Here is a 19555-nt window from a genome sequence, read left to right as displayed (position 1 = left end):
CAAGGTCAGGAGAGAACCATGTTGGCACCCCACCCACTGAATCAAGCTGTCGTGGCTCAAGCATTGCACGACCTACGCAACGGTCAACTGCGTCGCTGCCTGGCGATGGGATTCAGTGAGCGGGAGCTGGACGTCCTGAAGCAACCGACACTGGTGAACCTCTTAGTCGATGCCAAAGTGCCCTGGTGTTCGGTGACGGTCAATCGTGAGGTGCTGTGGCGACTCCTGAGCCAGATGCACGACATCGAGCAAGAGATTGCCACGATTGATCGCATGCTGCGCTTGGGAGCCAGTACAGAAATGGTCAGCAAGTTCTATGGTTTGACCCATCAAGAGGTGGCACTGCGTCGCGACATCATCGGCTTGCCCAAACGCAAAGGCCGGCACCACGTCTTGAATGAAGACCAGGAGATGACCCTGTGGAAGCACTGGAAGTCTGCTGTTGAAGAACGAAGCATCGCACTGGACGACGACAGCGCGATGCTGGAATTGGTGATGGACCTGGCCGAAGATTTGGCGTTGCCCATATCCGTGATCTGGGCCGCGATACGGAGCTGGATCGACCAAGGTCTGGTGTAGCCAGCCATGGTGCCGCCAAACCCTCGACCTGCAAGCGCTGCCTCTCTTTCAGCCCTGCTCGACGACGCCCTGCGGCACCTGACACCACCCAAGAGTACTGTGGCTGTCAGCAGCGACGGATTTATTTATAGCGGCAACCATCATGAAAGCGTGCCACGCACACTGTTTCTCGACAAACGCCTGACACCACTGGAGCGCAACGCCTGGCAGGTTTTCCGGCTCTTGCTCAACAAGGATGGAGTGACGGCATTTCCCACCTACGATCAATTACGTCCCTACTTAGCCTCAACGCCCTGCGCGGAACAGGCCTCGCATGAAACCGTGGCACGTGCGCTAACACTGCTGCGCCTGACACGCTGGCTCAGCCTCGTGCGCCGCCGGCGCGATCCCAAGACCGGGCGCATCAAAGGCAACCTCTACGTCCTGCACGACGAACCGCTTACACCCTTTGAGGCCATGCAGCTCGACCCTGAGTACCTTGGGCTGGTCAGCCACGCACTCAATCACGCCAGCAAGGCAATCCAACGAGTGGGCTACCACGCAATACAAGAGCTTTCCGAAGACCCCATGCTCAGCGGTCGTGTATTGCCAACGCGGCTGCAGGTGCTGGCGCAGCGCATGGCCCAGGGCAGCACACCCGCATTAAATAGTTATCCACAGGAGCAGCCCAGCCACGAATCCGAAGAAGGCAGCGACGCCTTTCTTCGGAATGGTGAACCACTGCTTTCGGATTCCGAAGCAGGCTCGAAAGCCAGCAAAACCAACCCTCTTCGGATTCCGAAGCAGGACCGTACTGAAGTACTTAGTAATCGTATAAATAAAATACGTACAGTACCGCGCGCGCAAGAACTCCAGGATCTGCAACTGCCCGAGCGTTTTCTGTCGCTGAAAGAAGAACAGCAGGCCGGTGCTCTGGTGGCTCTGCAACAGGTCGAGGCCGAACAGCGGCAAGCGGTGCTCGACGAATGGGCGGCACGCTGTCGCAGCAGCGAGGTGCGCAAACCTGCAGGCTACCTGTTCGGCATCATCCAGGCGGCCATTCGAGGTGAGTTCAAGGCATGGGCTGGACAAGGACAGAGCAATACCGTCACAGCCGATCCGACACCCACAGCCAATCCTAGGCCTGCGCGCCCCGAAGTCGTCCAGGCCCACCTGGAAAGCCTGCATGCACTCTTGAACCGCAACCGATGCTGAGTGGGATACGGCTGTGGACCTCCTTAGCGCTATCCCCAAGGGATAGTTGGAACAGACTGCCTTCCCTCGCCCACAAACCGGGCTGCATGCAGCTGCGTTTTGTTGACTGATCGCCTTCCGCTCAGTGCCCATGCTGACGACTCGTCTTTCTACCGCGAGTCGCCCTCATGACCACCGACAACACCTTGCAACTGAATCTCGGATCGCTGCGCAGCGTGATGTCGCTGACGCTGCACACCCACCACGCCTCGCGCATCTGGCACGGTCGAGCGGCAAGCGACGGGAAGCCCGGCATTGTTGGCTTGAACGGCTTCATTGCCATCGCCAACAAGATCAAGCGCGGGGCCGAGCAGGACGACCCTTACTCAGACTGGTGGATGCTGAGGATTGAGGAAAAGCTGACGCAGACCAAGGACACGTTGCAGGCCCTGCGCGAACAGGTCGACCAAGCCCTGACCGACGTGCCACCTGCGCTGTCGCTGGGCGAGAACATGAATGTACAACCGGTGAAGCTACCGCTGTTCGTGAATGCCCAGCTCGGCTTCCTGGCGGTGTATCTGCTGGCCGATTACGACGATCTGGCGCGCAAGCTGATCCTCGCCCACCACACCGCATTGATTGACCGCAGCACACTCGAACGCTGGCTCAACGAAGGAGCCCACTCCTTGCGCAGTCTGTTCTCGCTGGCCCAGCAGTACCGCTTCTCGGGCTGCATCAGGGATGACTTCGCCGCCAACAACGCCGTGGCCAGAGCGGCTATCGAGAAATTTGGCGAACTGCCGCAGGACGTGCTCGAAGGCACCCGGCGCTCTCGCTATGCGCCGCCCATCATCCGGCGCTCGGCATTGGCCGCCTCTCTGGCCCCAGCGGTGGGCGACAACTTTCCGGCTGAAGGCGCTGACGACCCGGTGACGACGGCAGAAGACAGCGGGGATGCACCGGCATGACGACGACCTCGGCATCTGCGGCAGACCGCCGTTTCCACCCCCTGGAACGGACTGACTTCCAGCGCCTGGAACACGCAGCCTCTTTAAAAGGCCTTTTAAAGCCTTTTAAAGGTAAGGGGACTCTCACCGAGTGGGCCAGCCAGTGCCATGCGCTACGCGACGATCTTATCGAACTGGCGCAGCGGCGCATCCTGGCACAGGCGGACGCTTACCCCTTCCGCCTGCTACCCGTTGAACTGGCCCAGCAGACCACTGGCGCAGGCACCGTTTTCTTGCGCTGGCGCAGGCCCGACCGCTCCGCCATGGGCGTGGCATTGTGGCAAGCGCTGATCACCAGCCCCGCCACGCCCGACACGCTGATCAACGACCTCTACGCGATGGAGCTACAGCGGGTCGTCATCAACATGCAAATCAGCTTGCTGCACACCTTGGGCCGCCAGGCCCAGGAGTGCGCCAGCAAGGTAGCCCAGGCCGAATCGACTTACCTGCAGCGTGTCCGCGGAAACGCTGCGTCCACCCGCACCACATGGTCCAAGGAGTCACTATGAGCACGCACTTTGTTGGCGAAGGCAACATCGGTTCTGCGCCAGAATTCAGGGAGTTCCAGAACGGCAACGACGAGCCACGGCGGTTGTTGCGCTTGAACATCTATTTCGACAATCCGGTTCCAACCAAAGATGGCTACGAAGATCGCGGTGGATACTGGGCACCCGTGGAGCTGTGGCATCGCGAGGCTGAGCACTGGCAAACGCTGTATCAGAAAGGCATGCGCGTACTGGTGGAGGGCCGCACGGTGCGCGATGAATGGGAGGATGCCGACGAGAATGAGCGCGTGACGTTCAAGATCGAGGCCCGGCGCGTAGGTATCCTGCCGTACCGTCTTGATGCAGTAACGCTGAGCCAGAAACAAGCTAGCGAGCCAGCCCAGTCTGCGGAGTAATGCCCACAAAAGACCTCGGTGGAACTATCCCCTGGGGATAGTTCCACCGAGTTCCACTGAATTCCAGCGCCGCTGTGAACGAAGCTGCTGGTAACTGCACAACGCCAGCCTTGTTCGCACATCACTGGAAGGACGTGTACAGCCGCACAACTGGGACTCTGTTGCTGCCACGTTGTTTGCTGCGGCCCATGCGGCTGACGGGAATGCTGATGGTCATTCGGTGACCATCACACCCCGGAGGCTGTATGCGCGTGTTCCTCTGCGAGAAACCCTCACAAGGCAAAGACATTGCCCGTGTGCTGGGTGCCGGCCAACGCGGCAACGGCTGCTACAGCGGAGCGGGCACCGTCGTAACCTGGTGCATTGGTCACCTGATCGAAGCTGCCCAACCGGAGGCCTACGGTGAGCAGTACAAGCGTTGGTCGATAGAGCAGCTCCCCATCATTCCCGAGTGCTGGCGCGTCGAGCCAAAAGCCGCAACCGCCACGCAACTCAATATCGTCAAACAACTCGTCGGCCAAGCCAACGAGCTGGTGATCGCAACCGATGCGGACCGCGAAGGCGAGATGATCGCCCGCGAGATCATCGACCTGTGCGGCTACCGAGGGCCGGTCCAACGACTGTGGCTGTCGGCGCTCAACGACGCGAGTATTCACAAGGCACTGGGCGCGCTGAAGCCGGCGAGCGAGACGCTGCCGCTGTACTACTCGGCACTCGCACGCTCCAGAGCGGACTGGCTGATCGGCATAAACCTCAGCCGCCTGTTCACGCTGCTTGGGCGTCAGGCTGGCTACGACGGCGTACTATCGGTCGGCCGGGTGCAAACGCCGACGCTGGCATTGGTGGTAGCCCGCGATCGCGAGATTGCACGCTTCGTTTCGATGCCATTCTGGAACGTCGAGATCGCGCTATCCGCAGGCGGGCAATCCTTTCTCTCCAGTTGGATCGCGCCGGACAGCTGCATCGATGCCGAAGGCCGCTGCCTGCAGCAGGCAGTAGCGCAACAAGCCGCCGATCGTATGCGCATTGCCGGCAGCGCCCAGGTGGTGTCGGTCGAAACGGAGCGCGTGCGTGAAGGTCCGCCGCTGCCATTCGATCTGGGCACGCTGCAGGAGGTGTGCTCTCGGCAAATCGCTCTGGACGTGCAGGAGACGCTGGACATCGCACAGTCGTTGTACGAGACACACAAAGCAACGACCTATCCGCGCTCGGATTCAGGCTACCTGCCCGAAAGCATGTCCGCCGAGGTGCCGACAGTTCTCGCTGCGGTGCTCGCCACCGATCCCAGCCTGCGTCCGCTGCTCGACCAGCTCGACCATACTCAGCGCTCACGCGCCTGGAACGACAGCAAAGTATCGGCCCACCACGGCATCATCCCGACGCTCGAACCGGCCAACCTGTCGGCTATGAGCGACAAGGAGTTATCGGTCTACAAGCTGATCCGCGCTCACTATCTCGCACAGTTCCTGCCGCATCACGAGTTCGACCGCACGACCGCCCACTTGCTGTGCGGCGGCCAGAACCTGCACGCCATCGGCAAGCAGGTGATCATCCCCGGCTGGCACCAGGTGTTGGCCGTACCGGCAGCGGATGATGCGAACGACGAATCGACACCGCGCAGCCAGGTATTGCCAGCCTTGCGCGAAGGCGTGTCCTGCCAGGTCGGCCAGGTTGATCTGAAGGCACTTAAGACGCAGCCGCCAAAACCTTACACCCAAGGCCATCTGATCAAGGCCATGAAAGGTGTCGCCAAACTGGTCACTGATCCGCGATTGAAGCAGAAGCTAAAAGAGACCACAGGCATCGGCACCGAGGCCACACGCGCCAGCATCATCAACGGCCTGCTCGACCGCAATTACCTGGTCAAGCAAGGTCGTACCGTTCGCGCCTCCGAAGCGGCTTGTACGCTCATTGATGCGGTGCCAGAAGCCATCACCGATCCCGGTACCACCGCCGTCTGGGAACAGGCCCTGGACATGATCGAGGCCGGCGACATGACGCTGGATGACTTCGTCGAGAAGCAATCCATGTGGATCACGCAGCTCGTGCAGCAGTATCGCGGTGCCACCCTGCCCATCAAAGTCCCTGCGGGACCCGCCTGCCCGCTGTGCGGCGGTGCCACATGGCAACGTACAGGCAAGACCGGCCCCTTCTGGTCCTGCCGTAGCTATCCCAATTGCAAAGGCACCCTTCCCATCCAGAACGGCCGGAAGGCCAGCGCAAAGCGCAGCGCGACACGCAAGTCGCAATAAATCTCGAAGTAAGGTCCCAGGCCCCGTTTCCTCATCGTATCGGCCATGGTCGATACGCATACCTCGCGCCCGCGGGGAACCCAGCACACGCCATCCTTCTGCAATGTGTGCCCGTTGCCAGCATTTCGCTGGTTCAACGAGAAGGCGAACTCATCCGCAGTTCATATCTCACGGACATCCTGATCTGTCGATTTTCGTTCCGAAGGGTCCCCTGGGGTCTTGTCTCGATAGTGGGACGAGCCTCCAGGAGACCCTTCGGGTCGAACCGTATTCAGTGCCGGTGCCCGCCGGCGAAACAACGGGTTCTTTTTGTACGCAGATGCGTGCCAAAGGATTTCGACCCCAGCCACGACACGGGTCGGGTGCAATCGCTGCAACAGCAGATGGCTTTGACGACGGCCACTCACTGCATCAGTTCACAGGTGGTTTCTTCCTCGGCAGCCGAAGGCCCAAGCCTTCGGCACCTTTCTCCTTCCTGTTCGAAACAGTCGGCTCGACGAAGCCTCGACGACCCCGCAAACAAATGCACCTTGACCTTCTCCTCGCTCAATCGGGAGCAAGCTGGTTTCCCATTTCCCACTGACGCACTCCCCACGCCACTCGATGCTGCTGCGCATGTGTCGCCGACCTCGGTCATACATGCCGCAGCACGGGTCCTCGGCTGCAGCGCGGAAGCCTCCGCGTCGACCCACCAGTCCGCTTCGCACCACCGCGCGGATGAGCGCCAGCAAGGCGTCGGTGCCTTGTTCCATTCCAGTCAGGAGACTCCTCCATGTTCCATGCACCTTCCGCGTCACTCAACGCCGCCCAAGCCCGAGCCGAGTCCATTGGTTATCTGGCTCTTACCTACGCAGGGAAGCGCCTACCTCTACAGGTACGCCACAGCGCCGCCGGCTACTTCATCGGAACCACCGAAGAAGGAGGCCCAGCCTCGCGCGAGTCCATTGAGTACTTCCGTTCGTACCAGGCAGCCGATCAAGCTCTAACCATTGGATGCTGGCAACAACGCCTCCATCCTTGAATTCCGTCCATCGGAAGAACGTCGTGAACCAGTCTTTACCCCAAGACGTACTAGAACAGATCGCGCAGGAGATCCTGCACTTCGACAATGCGCCAGCAGCATTCTTGGAAGTCTGGAAACGGGGCATCCAAATTGCCGGCGTCGAATGGTTTGGCGATGGCACCCACGGAGGGCTGCAGCAAGCCACAAGCAAGTGGGAGCTACGGCCGAATGTGTCTAGGATCAACGACGCCCTGGGCGTTCTGAGCAGCGGCCAGCGGATGTTCCTTGCCGCTATGGTCAGCTTTTACAACGCTGATGAAGGCGGCGCGATGCTCAACCGCTGCCAGTTCGAGGGGCTTGCCGATCTCGGCAGTCTTGACTTGGAACGCCGCAAGGTCATCGCCGACTTGCTACTTCACTACCACGGCTGGTGAGACGGCCACCTCCGCCACTCTTCCCACAATCCCCGAGGGACATGCTGTCCCTCGGGGGCATGTCCCTTCTTTTCAACAGGAGCGTCAACATGCCCAGCCATCCCAATCCCTTCCTCCGCGGTTACCAGAATCTGCGCATCAGTCGCAGCCTATTCATCACCTACGAAAGCGACTGCCCTCCGGCCTGGCGTCCACTACATCCTAGCCAGGCACATCTGTCAGACGATCAGGTCGCACGTTTCCCCTGCATCTTCAACGACGACTTCACGCTGATCACCGAAGGTCAGGAAATACCTGACGACCTGGGGGCTCGGTGCCAGAGCGAAGGGCTGGTCCGGGCCGTTGTCTATGCCGTCCACGGCGACGACTTTGGCCAACCTGTCCATATCGGTGATACCTACTCCGAAGAGGCCGCGCGTGAAGTCGTGCAGCGGTTTCGCTTCGAGACCGGTCACTACAGTCGCTGCTGGGAGATCAGTACCGCGCATATCACGCAGGATGCGAATCGCTACCTGGAAGGTCTGGCAGACATCACCACGCCAACTGGACTCCTGTTTGTCGCCTTTCGCATACCATGCAGCCACGCAATTGGCGTAAAGCTGATCGCCACGCCTTGGACGAACACCAACCTGGAATACGTCGAAGGCATTTCCACCGAGCAGCTGTGGCAGGAACACCTGAGCAAGGGCGTGCCGGAGTCCCTCGTCGAGGTTCTGTACCTTGCTGCGCTAGCCGATGTGCGATTGCTCGTGTTCGATGCCGACGCACCGGAGCTGGATGGACTGAAACTCTACGGCGAATAGCCCTTTCGAGCCCCACGCGGGGCTCTTCTTCTTTTTGGAACACGGTAGTGGCGCGTTACCGATTCCCGGACGACTGACACCGAAGCGTACTCCACGCTGGCCTCATGTTCGCTGGCGTTGCCGGCAACATCCCAGGCAGTCGAGACCTTCAAGGCTGCGGGTGCGGTTCATCGCACTGGTTTCTCTGTCGCTCCGGTGCATATCGCGCCATCCACCCAACCCAAAAGGGACATCTTCCCTTGCGGGCAGGAGTCCCTTGTTTTCACCAAGGAGTCTCCAATGGATACCCAAGCCATCCGCGCACAAATGCCCGTTCTGGTCGCCGGCCATGTTCCCCGCAATATCCGCAGGTTCAAATTCAGCATCTTCGACGGGCAACCCAAGGTTTCGGTGTTGGGTTTCCACATCGATCCCAAACCCTTCGAGGGCAAGGTAATCGCCGACACCGGCGAGGCCATCGTTGTAAAAACCGGTCGTGCCGAATTTGCCGTGCTTGATCGCGAGTTGGTGACCGAAGTGCCTGATGAGGGCACCAAGGTGCAGATCCAGCCATATGCCCGACGCCGTTTCGACGGCCTGCGCGCAGACACACCGGAGGAACGCACCGAGCACGCTGCAGACGGCACGCCCTTTACGGTGCAAACGCACATCCTCGGTTCGGCACCAGCCAAGCTACCGCTTCCGCAGCCACGCTGCCCAGAGTTGCAGGAACTCATCAACCAGCTTGAACAGTTGCTCGCTCCCGACGGGTTCCGTCACATAACCCATCTGCTGGTGGATGCCGGAGCACGGGACTTCTCCGTCGTCGATCCACTACCCGACGACATCATCAAAACGCCTCCGGCAATCAGCTTCACCGTTGCGACAGTCAAGTTCCAAGGTCGGGTCACCGTGCTGTATGACCGTGCCGATGATCTCTATGTGATCGAGCTGAAACGCGACGGGGTACTCGTCGAACGTATCGATCAAGTGTTCTTCGACTCGCTCGGGGAAATGCTGGAGCATCTGATCGACGATGGTAGTTGGCGGCACATCCGCGTGCAGTGTCTGTCGGCAAGTAAGCCAAGTCGGCACTGACTGCCCCGCTTCGAAGACGATCTGGAGTTGTCCGCCACCGCCACACACCTGTTCCTCACGCCAGCACCAGATGGCAACTGTCCTCCCCCAAAGCCCCCGTACGCGGGGGCTTCTTCTTTTCGCAACGCCCTTTTGCGCATTTCCCGTCTCCAGGCCGACGCTGGCTGACGCTGGCCTGCCTCAGGAGACGTCCACATACGCGACCCATTCAAGATCGGATACCCAAGCGGGCGACCCGCTGATCGCAAGCACACATGATTCGGCTTGACCGAACACAGAGCCGAACCGGATACTGTTCATCCATACAGCTAAATAAGAATCTTCCTATGTCTGCCGTGGTCGCTCTCGACCGCCTGCTCGATTCGCGGCATGTCTGGCGCGGCCAGGCAATCAGCTCCCCCTCTTCTACCCAATCGACCGGGCACACCGAATTGGACTCAGCCTTGCCGGGTGGCGGTTGGCCGGGCTCGGCGCTGAGCGAGATTCTTGTTGCCACCAGCGGCATTGGTGAGCTGCGCCTGCTGTGGCCGACGCTGGCACGCTTGACCTCAGCCGGTGAACGGGTGGTGCTGGTAGGGACTCCCCATATCCCCTGCCCTCAGGCGTGGCTCGCTGCTGGCGTCGACCTGCGCCAGTTGATGATCGTCCGGGCGACGGGTCGTGATGCGCTGTGGGCCACCGAGCAATGCCTGCGTTCCGGCAGTTGTGGTGCGGTGGTGTGCTGGCCAATGCAGGCGGACGACCGTGCTCTGCGTCGCCTGCAGGTGGCTGCCGAAACGGGGAAAACGCTGGCCTTTGCCTACCGCCCTCTGGACGAGGCCGTGAACGCCTCACCCGCAGCCTTGCGCCTGACCCTCGATGCCCGCGAGCTGCGCATTCTTAAGTGCCGTGGCGGCCTGGCTCCGGCACGGCCCATCGCAACACCCGCGCTTGTAGCCGGCGGCGGGCATTGAGGTGGCAATGCTCTGGGCCTGCATCCTGTTCCCGCAACTGGCCATGGATGGTGTACTGCGTCACCGTGCCGATGCCGATTCACCACTGGCATTGCTCGCCGGACCTGCGCAGCGGCGCGTACTGCAGGCAGTCAATCCAGCGGCGCGGGCGATCGGGCTCCGCCCCGGCCAGTCCCTGATCGCCGCCCAAGCCTTGAGCCAGGACTTCGCTACTGCAGACTACAATCCGGTTGAAATCGAGCACTGGCAGCAGTTGCTCGCCGCCTGTGCCTACGGTTTCAGCTCTCAAGTCAGCCTGCACTACCCGCGCTGTTTGCTGATGGAGGTGCACTCATGCCTCAGCCTGTTCGGCCCTTGGCCGCGTTTTGAGGCACGACTGCGCGAGGAGCTCAGCGCACTGGGCTTTCGCCATCGCATTACCGTCGCGCCCAATCCCGCCGCTGCGCGGATACTGGCCAACGTTCATAATGGCCTGGTAATCACCGATGCTGACGCACTGCGCCAGGCCCTTGATCGGCTGCCCGTGCAACATCTGGGATTTTCCCGCGAGGCAGCCACGGCCTTTTCTCGCATGGGTTTGCGCAATCTGGCGCGAATACTCGCTCAGCCCCGCGACAGCCTGAGTCGGCGATTCCCCGCCGAGGTCCTGGTGCAGCTGGATCGTCTGCTCGGCATCCGCCCGCTGGCCCTGGACTTCCACCGCCCGCCCGATGTGTTCGAGCAGCGCATCGAGCTGAACTTTGATGTCAAATCGCATCAGGCGCTGCTGTTTCCCCTGCGTCGGCTGACGGCGGACCTCGCCGCTTACCTGGCCGGACGCGACAGCGGCGTGCAGCGCTTTGTCCTGCATCTGGAGCATCGCGCCATGGCCGACAGCCAGGTGCAGGTCGGGCTCTTGAGAGCCGAGCGAGACGCCAGCATGCTCTTTGAATTGACGCGTGACCGCCTCGAACAGCTGCAGCTACCCGCCCCAGTGCTGGCCGTGCGCCTGGCCGCCCGCGATCTGCCGCGTTTTGCCCCTGAACGCCGCCAGCTGTTCGATGAACGTCCGCAGCAGTCCCTGCCCTGGGAGCAACTGCGTGAACGCCTGCGCGCACGCCTGGGTGATGAGGCCGTACATGGCCTTAGTGCCTGTGCCGATCACCGGCCCGAGCGTGCCTGGTCCACTCAATCGTCCATCCCGCAACCGATCTCGCCGCTTCGTCCCGGCTGGCTATTGGCGCAGCCTCAACCACTGCGCGAGGCCTCCCTGCACATCCTTGCCGGCCCCGAACGCATCGAATCCGGCTGGTGGGATGGCGACGATGTCCGCCGCGACTACTACGTTATCCAGACGCGCAGCGGCCAGCGCGGCTGGGCCTTTCGCGAGCTCGGCAGCCAAGGCCCTCTGATGCTGCACGGCTGGTTCGCATGACGGGCTATGCCGAGCTGCACTGCCTGTCGAACTTCAGCTTCCAGCGCGGAGCCTCCAGCGCAAAGGAGCTGTTCGAGCGCGCCGCGCGCCTGGGCTATCGCGCCTTGGCCATCACCGATGAGTGCACCCTGGCCGGCACCGTGCGCGCCTGGCAGGCCTCGAAGGACGCCGGCATGCCGCTCATCGTCGGTAGCGAGATGCGTGTCGAGGATGGGCCCAAGCTGGTCCTTCTGGCTGAAGCCCGCACTGGCTACCAGGCACTCTCCCAGCTGATCACCCTGGCCCGGCGTCGGACCGATAAAGGCTGCTATCGACTGCTGGTCGAGGATTTTCCAGCTTCGACCGAAGGCCTGCTGGCGATCTGGCTGGCGGACGATGACGCCCAGCACGCCCCCTGGCTACAGAAGCTATTTGCCGGGCGCTTGTGGCTTGGCATCGAGCTGCACCGAGGTACCGATGACGCCGGCAAGTTGCGCAAGCAGCTCCAGTTGGCCCAAGCCTGCGACCTGCCAGCCTTAGCCTGCGGTGGTGTGCACATGCATGCCCGTGGACGGCGCGCCCTGCAGGACTGTATGACCGCCATCCGCCACCACCTGCCGGTGGCCGAGGCCGGTGCATACCTATTTCCCAACGGCGAACGCCACCTGCGCCGGCACGAGGAGTTGGCGGAGCTCTACCCGCCCCGGCTGCTTGCGGAAACCCTGCGCATTGCCGAGCGCTGCACCTTTGATCTGGGTCAGCTGCGCTACCAGTACCCGCATGAAGTGGTGCCGGCAGGCCATAGCGCCACATCCTGGCTGCGCCGACTGGTCGAGGACGGTGCGCGCTGGCGTTGGCCGGACGGCGTACCCGTCAGTGCCCGGAGTCTGATCGAGCATGAGCTGAGCCTGATCGCCGAGCTGCAATACGAAAGCTACTTTCTGACCGTGCATGACATCGTGCGGTGGGCGCGCGAGCAGCACATTCTGTGTCAGGGGCGCGGCTCGGCGGCCAACTCCACGGTGTGTTTTGCCTTAAGCATTACAGAGCTGGACCCGACTCGGACAGGCACGCGGATGCTGTTCGAGCGCTTTCTGTCCCGCGAGCGCAACGAGCCACCCGATATCGATGTAGATTTCGAGCACGAACGCCGTGAAGAAGTCATCCAGTACATCTTTCGCCGCTATGGGCGCGAGCGCGCCGCCCTCACCGCTGTGGTCTGCAGCTACCACGCAGCCGGCGCCGTGGGCGATGTGGCCAAAGCCCTCGGCCTGCCACCCGACCAGGTCACTGCGCTGGCCGACTGCTGCGGGCGCTGGAGTGACAAGCCGCCCAGCGCCGAGCGTCTGGCCGAAGCCGGTTTCGACCCGAACAACCCACTATTGCGGCGCGTCTTGGTGCTGACGGGCGAACTGATCGGCTTTCCTCGTCACCTGTCACAGCATCCGGGCGGCTTCGTTATCTCCGAGCAGCCTCTGAGCATGCTGGTCCCGGTGGAAAACGCCGCCATGGCCGGGCGCACCGTGATCCAGTGGGACAAGGATGACCTCGACCTGCTGGGTCTGATGAAGGTCGACGTACTCTCTTTGGGGATGCTCAGCGCGCTGCACCGCTGTTTCGATCTGATCGAGCGTTATCGCGGCACCCGCTGGACCCTGGCGAGCCTGCCAGCGGAGGACCCGGCTACTTACGCCATGATCAGCCGTGCCGACACCATCGGCGTGTTCCAGATCGAGTCGCGGGCACAGATGGTCATGCTCCCCCGCCTGCGCCCGAAAACCTTCTACGACCTCGTGATCCAGGTGGCCATCATTCGCCCTGGGCCGATTCAGGGTGACATGGTCCATCCCTACCTGCGCCGTCGCAACGGCACAGAGCCGGTGAACTACCCCTCCGAAGAGCTTGTGCCCGTGTTCGAGCGCACCTTGGGCGTGCCGCTGTTTCAGGAACAGGTCATGGAACTGGCCATCATCGCCGCCGAGTACACACCCGGCGAAGCGGACGAGCTGCGGCGCAGTATGGCCGCCTGGAAGCGCCACGGTGGCCTGGAACATCACCGCCAGCGGCTGACTACGCGCATGCTGGAAAAGGGCTATGAGCCCGCCTTTATCGAGCGCATCTTCGAGCAGATCAAGGGCTTTGGCAGTTACGGCTTTCCCGAGTCACATGCGGCCAGCTTCGCCCTGCTCACCTACGCCAGTTCCTGGCTCAAGTGCCACGAGCCGGCGGCCTTCGCCTGCGCGCTGATCAACAGCTGGCCGATGGGTTTCTACAGTCCCGACCAAGTGCTGCAGGATGTCCGTCGCCATGACATCGAGGTACGTCCAGTGGACGTCCGTTACAGCGACTGGGATTGCAGCCTGGAGCCTGGCGGCGCAGTGCAACCGGCGATCCGTATGGGATTGCGGATGATTCGCGGGATGCGTGAAGGCGATGCGAGGCGTATCGAAACGGCTCGCCGGCAGCGGACCTTTGTGCATGTCGAAGACCTGATCCTCCGCGCCGAACTGGACGCACGAGCCCGGGAGCGGTTGGCCGACGCCGGCGCCCTGCAGGGGCTTGCTGGCAATCGCCATCAGGCACGCTGGACGGTGGCCGGTATCGAGCCACAACTGCCGCTGTTTGCAGGCCAAGCCCCGATACAGGAGGCACCGCCCGCCTTGCCAGCCCCCTCGTTTGGTGAGGAACTGCACACCGATTACGCCACCCTCGGCACCACCCTGGGGCCGCATCCATTGACCCTGCTGCGCGAGCAACTGAGCACCCTGCGCTGCCGCAGCTCACGGCAGCTGCTCCATATCGAGCCGGATCGCCTGGTCAGCGTTGCCGGCCTGGTAGTGGGTCGCCAACGCCCACAGACCGCCAGCGGAGTGACCTTCGTAACGCTTGAAGATGAGTTCGGGATGATCAACGTGGTGGTCTGGCGCGACGTGGCCGAACGGCAGCGGCAGGTATTCCTGCAGTCTCAGTTGCTGCGCATTGATGGCCATCTGGAAATTGCCGATGGCATACGCCACGTGATTGCCGGGCGGCTCACAGATCTCTCTGCGCTGTTGGCTGGCCTGGATGTGCGCAGTCGGGATTTTCAATAAACAGTGGAGGACACAAGTGCTACCCCTGCCCTACATACTCCCATACGGACAATCACAAGGCGGTAAGTCCACCAGAGATCGACAAGCAATAGGAAGCGTCGGGATAGCTTGAGGGCACGAGCCTGCCGGTGATGAGGGGCAGAGATCGGCCAAAAGCGGCCATTCAACTTCTAGGCCGTTGCCACGAACTATTGCTTTGGAAGACCGCTGTCTTCCAGATGGCGACTCTAAACGATGGACAAACTAATGTTAAAGCCAGCGGCGAACCTGGGTTTGATAAGCCGAATACTCGCTGCCGAACAGAGTTATCAGAGCACGCTCCTCGGGCCTGATCTGGAAGCGATTCATATACAGCACAAACCCCAGTACCCCAAACAAGGCAATTGGTGAGGCCAAGTAGCAGGCCCAGGCCAGCAGCAACAGGGCAAAGCCGACGTACATCGGGTTGCGTGAGTATTGATAGATACCCGAGCGCACCAGTGCCGATGCGGTTTCAGGCTTCAGCGGATTGACGGTGGTCTGCGCCTGCCGAAACGACAGTACGCCGGCCACGCTGAAGCAAACGCCAACGGCCACCACTAGCAGCGCCACCAGTACCCGCACTGAATGCGCCAGGTCGAGGCCCGGCACATAGCGGGCGGCCAGCCACATCAACAGCCCAAACAGAGCGGTCACAACCGGCGGGGGTATCTTGTTTTCCAGTGCTCGCATAAAAACTCCCGATTAAGCAGCCATGACTTTTGCGCCAGTCGCTATGTTTAGCGCACTTTTTGCAGTTCGCTCTGCACCAGTTCTAGCAGCGGCTCAGGGCCGAACTTTGTCAGCAGCTTGGCGTTGCAACCAGTATGCACAGCAGCTATCGAGCTGGGCGGTTCATCTTGATGACGAAGCTCCCATTAAGGCCGGGGGTGGCCACTACAACGTGAATCGCGCCGGGGGCTTGTAACTACTTTTCCGCGCTCTTCTAAGGCGATGGTCAATGACGGTGGCTTTTCCCAACATGGGTGTGCCCGTCATCCGGAAGCGCACTGACTCCGCCAGTGGTGTTCAGGCGCTGGAGAATTCCACACTCGTCTACGCCCCGCTCAGAGGCGCAACGGTGTCGTAACTCAACCAGCTGTTGTTGCAGGGCCAGCAGGCTGGTCACGCGCGCTTGCACATGCGCAATGTGCTCATCCACTAAGCTATTCACACCTTCACAGTTTCCCTCTGGCCGATCCATCAGCGCCAACAAACTTCTGATCTCGTCCAGGGTCATGTCCAGTGTTCGGCAGTTACGGATGAACGTAAGCCGCTCAAGGTGCTCACTGCTGTAAAGGCGGTAGTTGCCCTCACTGCGAGCCGGAGCCGGCAACAGCCCCTCACGCTCGTAATAGCGAACCGTTTCAACCTGGCAATCGGCAAGCTTGGCCAGCTCTCCAATTTTCATGAAGCACCTCTTCGACAAACGCTTGACCCTGAAGTGGCTTCAGGGTGTTCACTCTGCACAACTGATCAATGAGGATACCTTCATGGCTGGCTGCTGCGGTGACGAATACAAACCTGAAGCGGTTTCAAAGGATGTCTGCTGTGACGCCAACGAAGCAAGCAACTGCTCTGCCACAGTGGCTACAGCGGTAAATACCGTAACCGGCTCCAGGCTCAGTAGCTTCCGCATTGCGCAAATGGACTGCCCTACCGAGCGGACGCTGATTCAGGACAAACTGAGCAAGCTCGCAGGCATCGATAAGCTCGACTTCAACCTGATCAATCGGATTCTTGGGGTATGGCACAGCTTGCCGTCGACCGCGCCTATCGAAGCGGCGATCTCGTCCCTGGGCATGCAAGCAGAGCCGCTATCTGCTGAAGGGCAAGCCCGCATCAAAATCGAACAGATGGACTGCCCAACGGAAGAAAAGTTAATCCGCGACAAGCTGACCTCACTACCCGGTATCAGTGCGCTGGAGTTCAACCTGCTTCAACGTGTACTGACGCTCAGCCACTCAGCAGAAGCCCTGCCAGTAGCACTGGCAGCTATTCGCGAGCTTGGTTTCACGCCAGTGGTTGAGGGTTCCGCAGCAGCAAACGAAGAAGCGCAAGGCACCCCGCGCAAGAAGGCCTGGTGGCCCTTGGCGCTATCGGGGGTGGCCGCCGTATCGGCGGAAGTGATCCACTTTGCCGAGCTTGCGCCAGATTGGGCTGTGGCTGGCATGGCGCTGCTCGCCATTCTGCTTTGCGGCCTGACGACCTATAAAAAGGGCTGGATCGCGCTGAAGAACCGCAACCTGAACATCAATGCGCTGATGAGTATCGCGGTGACCGGTGCGGTGCTGATTGGGCAATGGCCAGAAGCGGCCATGGTCATGTTCCTCTTTTCTGTCGCCGAGTTGATCGAAGCGAAGTCGCTGGATCGGGCTCGCAATGCCATCCGTGGCCTGATGGATCTGACGCCAGAGCGCGCCACGGTGCAGCAGATTGATGGCACATGGCTGGAAGTTGACGTTAAAACCATCGCCGTAGGCGCATTGGTTAGGGTTCGACCGGGCGAGCGAATCGGCCTCGATGGCGAGGTTACTGCCGGCAACTCCACCATCAACCAAGCGCCGATCACAGGGGAAAGCTTGCCTGTAGAGAAAACCATTGGCGATCCGGTTTTTGCTGGAACCATCAATGAAGCCGGCTCCTTGGAATACCGCGTCCTGGCCGCCGCTGCCAACACCACGCTGGCACGTATCATTCACGCGGTCGAGGAGGCGCAGGGTTCACGCGCGCCGACCCAGCGCTTTGTCGATCAATTCGCCAAGGTATACACCCCTGTCGTATTCCTATTCGCCCTGGCTGTCGCCATCGTGCCGCCACTCTTCATGGCCGAGCCCTGGTACGACTGGATCTACCGTGCCCTGGTACTGCTGGTGGTTGCCTGCCCTTGCGCCTTGGTCATCTCGACACCTGTCACCATTGTCAGTGGTTTAGCTGCGGCTGCACGCAAAGGCATCCTGATCAAAGGCGGCGTTTATCTGGAAACTGGCGGCAAGCTTGGCTTCCTGGCCCTCGACAAGACCGGAACCATTACCCATGGCAAACCCGTGCAAACCGACTACATGCCGCTGGTTGAACAGGACTCAGAACTCAATCGCACCCATGCTGCCAGCCTCGCCAGTCGCTCTGACCACCCGGTTTCGCAAGCGATAGCCAAGCATGCCACTGAGAATGGCCTGACGTTCGCTACCGTTGAGGGATTCGAAGCCCTGCCGGGTCGAGGTGTACGGGGCACCATTGATGGCATGGATTTCCACCTGGGTAACCACCGTCTGGTGGAAGAGCTTGGCCTCTGCTCACCCGAGCTGGAGGCGACGCTGGAACGTCTCGAACGCCAAGGCAAAACAGTGGTGGTGTTGTGCAATCCGCAGCGTGCCATTGCCCTGTTCGCGGTTGCCGATACCGTCAAAGACTCCAGCCGCCAGGCAATCGAGGAGCTTCATGCGCTGGGTGTGAAGACCACGATGCTGACCGGCGATAACCCGCACACCGCAGAAGCCATCGCACAGCAAGTGGGCATCGACGAAGCACGCGGTAATCTCCTGCCAGTCGACAAATTGCAGGCCGTTGAAGCATTGCAGGCGCGTGGCTACGTTGTTGGGATGGTCGGCGATGGCATCAACGATGCGCCGGCGCTGGCGAAGTCCGAAATCGGGTTCGCCATGGCCGCTGCCGGCACGGACACGGCTATCGAAACTGCGGATGTAGCCTTGATGGATGATGACCTGCGCAAGATCCCGGCCTTTATCCGCCTGTCCCAACAGACCGCCGTCATCCTCAAGCAGAACATCGTGCTGGCGTTAGGGATCAAGGCTCTGTTTCTCGCCATTACTCTAACGGGACAGGCGACGATGTGGATGGCAGTCTTTGCAGACATGGGTGTCAGTCTGCTGGTGGTGTTCAACGGCCTGCGCCTGCTTAAAAAGTAGGAACGGAGGATTGAAGATGAAAGCAGCATTGCAACTTGCAATTGAACAAGCCTTTCAACAGGCCGAGCACGCCATGCAGCAGAGGCGTAATACCGAGGCCTTTCAATGGCTGGAGCGTGCGCACATCCTGACTCAACGCCAGCCCTTGCCGCACGCCAGATCACACTGGCTGATGCTCACGCTCGGTTGGCAGATTGGCGATTATCGCGAGGTGGCCGGGCAAATACCGCGCATTTTCGCGGCCTTGTTGTTCTCCAGAATCTGGGTGCCCCTCGGCAATACAGGCCGCTCCAGAGTCAGTGCTTTCAAGCCCATGCCGGTTCCTGAAGAACTCCAGACCTTGCTTGCGAGTGACGAGCAAAACCTATCCAGCCGGTGATTGCGCCCATGCAAGTCGATCTCGCCACCCAACTGCCGTGCCCACTTGCAGAGGTGATCGCCCAGGTGCGCACACCACGCCTGCTGCGTCAGGTTGCTTCACCCTTATTGAGTTTCAGCCCGCTGGCTCCGGCTGAGTTTCCTGATACCTGGAGCGAGGGCACCTACTGGGTCAAGCTGAAGTTATTCGGCGTACTTCCCATTGGCCGTCAGGCGATTGTGATTACCTACCCGCAGATGGAAAACGCTCAGACCTTCATGCTTAGAGACAACGGCTATAGCCCGCTGATCACCAAGTGGGATCACGTCATTACGGCTCAAGAAGTGAGTGGCGGAACGCTTTACCGAGATCGCGTGACTATCGAGGCCGGCATCCTCACCCCGTTCGTGTGGCTTTTTGCGCGTCAGTTTTACGCCCACCGTCAGCGCCGCTGGGCAGCTTTGGCGGCAAATGGCTTTAGCTACTGAAGCACGCCATGCCCAGACAGGGCTGCTCACCTAGAGAGCAATACCTCTTGGCCACTGAAAATTCGCTCCCCCAGGCAACCTCCTTGGTCGGGGCA

General features: G+C 60.8%; 18 protein-coding genes. 16 read left to right on the top strand and 2 right to left on the bottom strand.

Translation table 11 applies throughout. The annotated features are described in order from the left end of the window. The first annotated feature begins 18 nt into the window (after nt 1-18). From ACYCFC_RS03380 to ACYCFC_RS03320, 13 genes are all read left to right on the top strand, one after another. Nucleotides 19-579: a DUF2857 domain-containing protein gene (locus ACYCFC_RS03380; protein WP_003289339.1), complete on the top strand. Its 561-nt coding sequence runs from the start codon at nt 19-21 to the stop codon at nt 577-579. A 6-nt stretch (nt 580-585) separates the two neighbouring features. Beyond that, the gene (locus tag ACYCFC_RS03375) at nt 586-1773 is read left to right on the top strand and encodes an STY4528 family pathogenicity island replication protein (RefSeq protein ID WP_080573135.1); all 1188 of its coding nucleotides are present in this window, start codon (nt 586-588) and stop codon (nt 1771-1773) included. A gap of 167 nt (nt 1774-1940) precedes the next feature. Continuing rightward, nucleotides 1941-2720, top strand: coding sequence for a PFL_4669 family integrating conjugative element protein (locus tag ACYCFC_RS03370; protein ID WP_003289341.1), 780 nt, complete (start codon nt 1941-1943; stop codon nt 2718-2720). Further along, nucleotides 2717-3268, top strand: a complete 552-nt coding sequence (locus tag ACYCFC_RS03365; RefSeq protein ID WP_003289342.1) for a DUF3158 family protein — start codon at nt 2717-2719, stop codon at nt 3266-3268. The genes ACYCFC_RS03370 and ACYCFC_RS03365 overlap by 4 nt, the downstream gene beginning before the upstream one ends. Next, nucleotides 3265-3660, top strand: a complete 396-nt coding sequence (locus ACYCFC_RS03360) for a single-stranded DNA-binding protein (RefSeq protein WP_003289343.1) — start codon at nt 3265-3267, stop codon at nt 3658-3660. Before ACYCFC_RS03365 ends, ACYCFC_RS03360 begins: the two co-directional genes overlap by 4 nt. A gap of 245 nt (nt 3661-3905) precedes the next feature. Beyond that, nucleotides 3906-5912 carry a DNA topoisomerase III gene (locus tag ACYCFC_RS03355; RefSeq protein ID WP_003289344.1) on the top strand — a complete coding sequence of 669 codons (2007 nt, stop codon included), beginning with the start codon at nt 3906-3908 and terminating at the stop codon, nt 5910-5912. Nucleotides 5913-6684: 772 nt separating this feature from the next. Next, on the top strand, nt 6685-6933 hold the full coding sequence (locus ACYCFC_RS03350; RefSeq protein ID WP_080573136.1) for a hypothetical protein: 249 nt from the start codon (nt 6685-6687) through the stop codon (nt 6931-6933). A gap of 23 nt (nt 6934-6956) precedes the next feature. Next, complete coding sequence (locus ACYCFC_RS03345) at nt 6957-7349, top strand: hypothetical protein (RefSeq protein ID WP_003289345.1); 393 nt, start codon at nt 6957-6959, stop codon at nt 7347-7349. Between the two features lie 89 nt (nt 7350-7438). Then, entirely contained in the window at nt 7439-8152 is a 714-nt protein-coding gene (locus ACYCFC_RS03340; protein ID WP_028238009.1) for a DUF5983 family protein, read from the top strand. Nucleotides 8153-8431: 279 nt separating this feature from the next. Continuing rightward, nucleotides 8432-9229 (top strand): GTPase, encoded by a 798-nt coding sequence (locus tag ACYCFC_RS03335; protein WP_102857159.1) that lies wholly within the window; start codon nt 8432-8434, stop codon nt 9227-9229. A 326-nt stretch (nt 9230-9555) separates the two neighbouring features. Continuing rightward, on the top strand, nt 9556-10182 hold the full coding sequence (imuA, locus tag ACYCFC_RS03330; RefSeq protein WP_003289349.1) for a translesion DNA synthesis-associated protein ImuA: 627 nt from the start codon (nt 9556-9558) through the stop codon (nt 10180-10182). A gap of 7 nt (nt 10183-10189) precedes the next feature. Further along, on the top strand, nt 10190-11596 hold the full coding sequence (locus ACYCFC_RS03325) for a Y-family DNA polymerase (RefSeq protein ID WP_003289350.1): 1407 nt from the start codon (nt 10190-10192) through the stop codon (nt 11594-11596). Continuing rightward, entirely contained in the window at nt 11593-14667 is a 3075-nt protein-coding gene (locus ACYCFC_RS03320) for an error-prone DNA polymerase (RefSeq protein WP_459653118.1), read from the top strand. Before ACYCFC_RS03325 ends, ACYCFC_RS03320 begins: the two co-directional genes overlap by 4 nt. A gap of 249 nt (nt 14668-14916) precedes the next feature. On the opposite strand, the gene ACYCFC_RS03315 is transcribed toward ACYCFC_RS03320, so the two are convergent. Together ACYCFC_RS03315 and cadR are read right to left on the bottom strand one after the other, a co-directional pair. Further along, on the bottom strand, nt 14917-15378 hold the full coding sequence (locus ACYCFC_RS03315) for a methyltransferase family protein (protein WP_017246261.1): 462 nt from the start codon (nt 15376-15378) through the stop codon (nt 14917-14919). Between the two features lie 265 nt (nt 15379-15643). Next, nucleotides 15644-16096, bottom strand: coding sequence for a Cd(II)/Pb(II)-responsive transcriptional regulator (gene cadR / locus ACYCFC_RS03310; RefSeq protein ID WP_017246263.1), 453 nt, complete (start codon nt 16094-16096; stop codon nt 15644-15646). 235 nt (nt 16097-16331) lie between these two features. Between cadR and ACYCFC_RS03305 the strand changes: the two genes are divergently transcribed. The 3 genes from ACYCFC_RS03305 to ACYCFC_RS03295 are packed head-to-tail and all read left to right on the top strand — an operon-like array spanning nt 16332 to nt 19460. After that, nucleotides 16332-18614, top strand: coding sequence for a heavy metal translocating P-type ATPase (locus ACYCFC_RS03305; protein ID WP_017246264.1), 2283 nt, complete (start codon nt 16332-16334; stop codon nt 18612-18614). A gap of 16 nt (nt 18615-18630) precedes the next feature. Further along, nucleotides 18631-18993, top strand: coding sequence for a DUF3703 domain-containing protein (locus tag ACYCFC_RS03300; RefSeq protein ID WP_017246265.1), 363 nt, complete (start codon nt 18631-18633; stop codon nt 18991-18993). Nucleotides 18994-19001: 8 nt separating this feature from the next. After that, complete coding sequence (locus ACYCFC_RS03295) at nt 19002-19460, top strand: hypothetical protein (RefSeq protein WP_017246266.1); 459 nt, start codon at nt 19002-19004, stop codon at nt 19458-19460. Nucleotides 19461-19555 lie beyond the last annotated feature (95 nt).

The organism is Stutzerimonas sp. NM35 (assembly GCF_054604355.1).
This window is presented reverse-complemented; position numbering and strand designations above follow the sequence as displayed.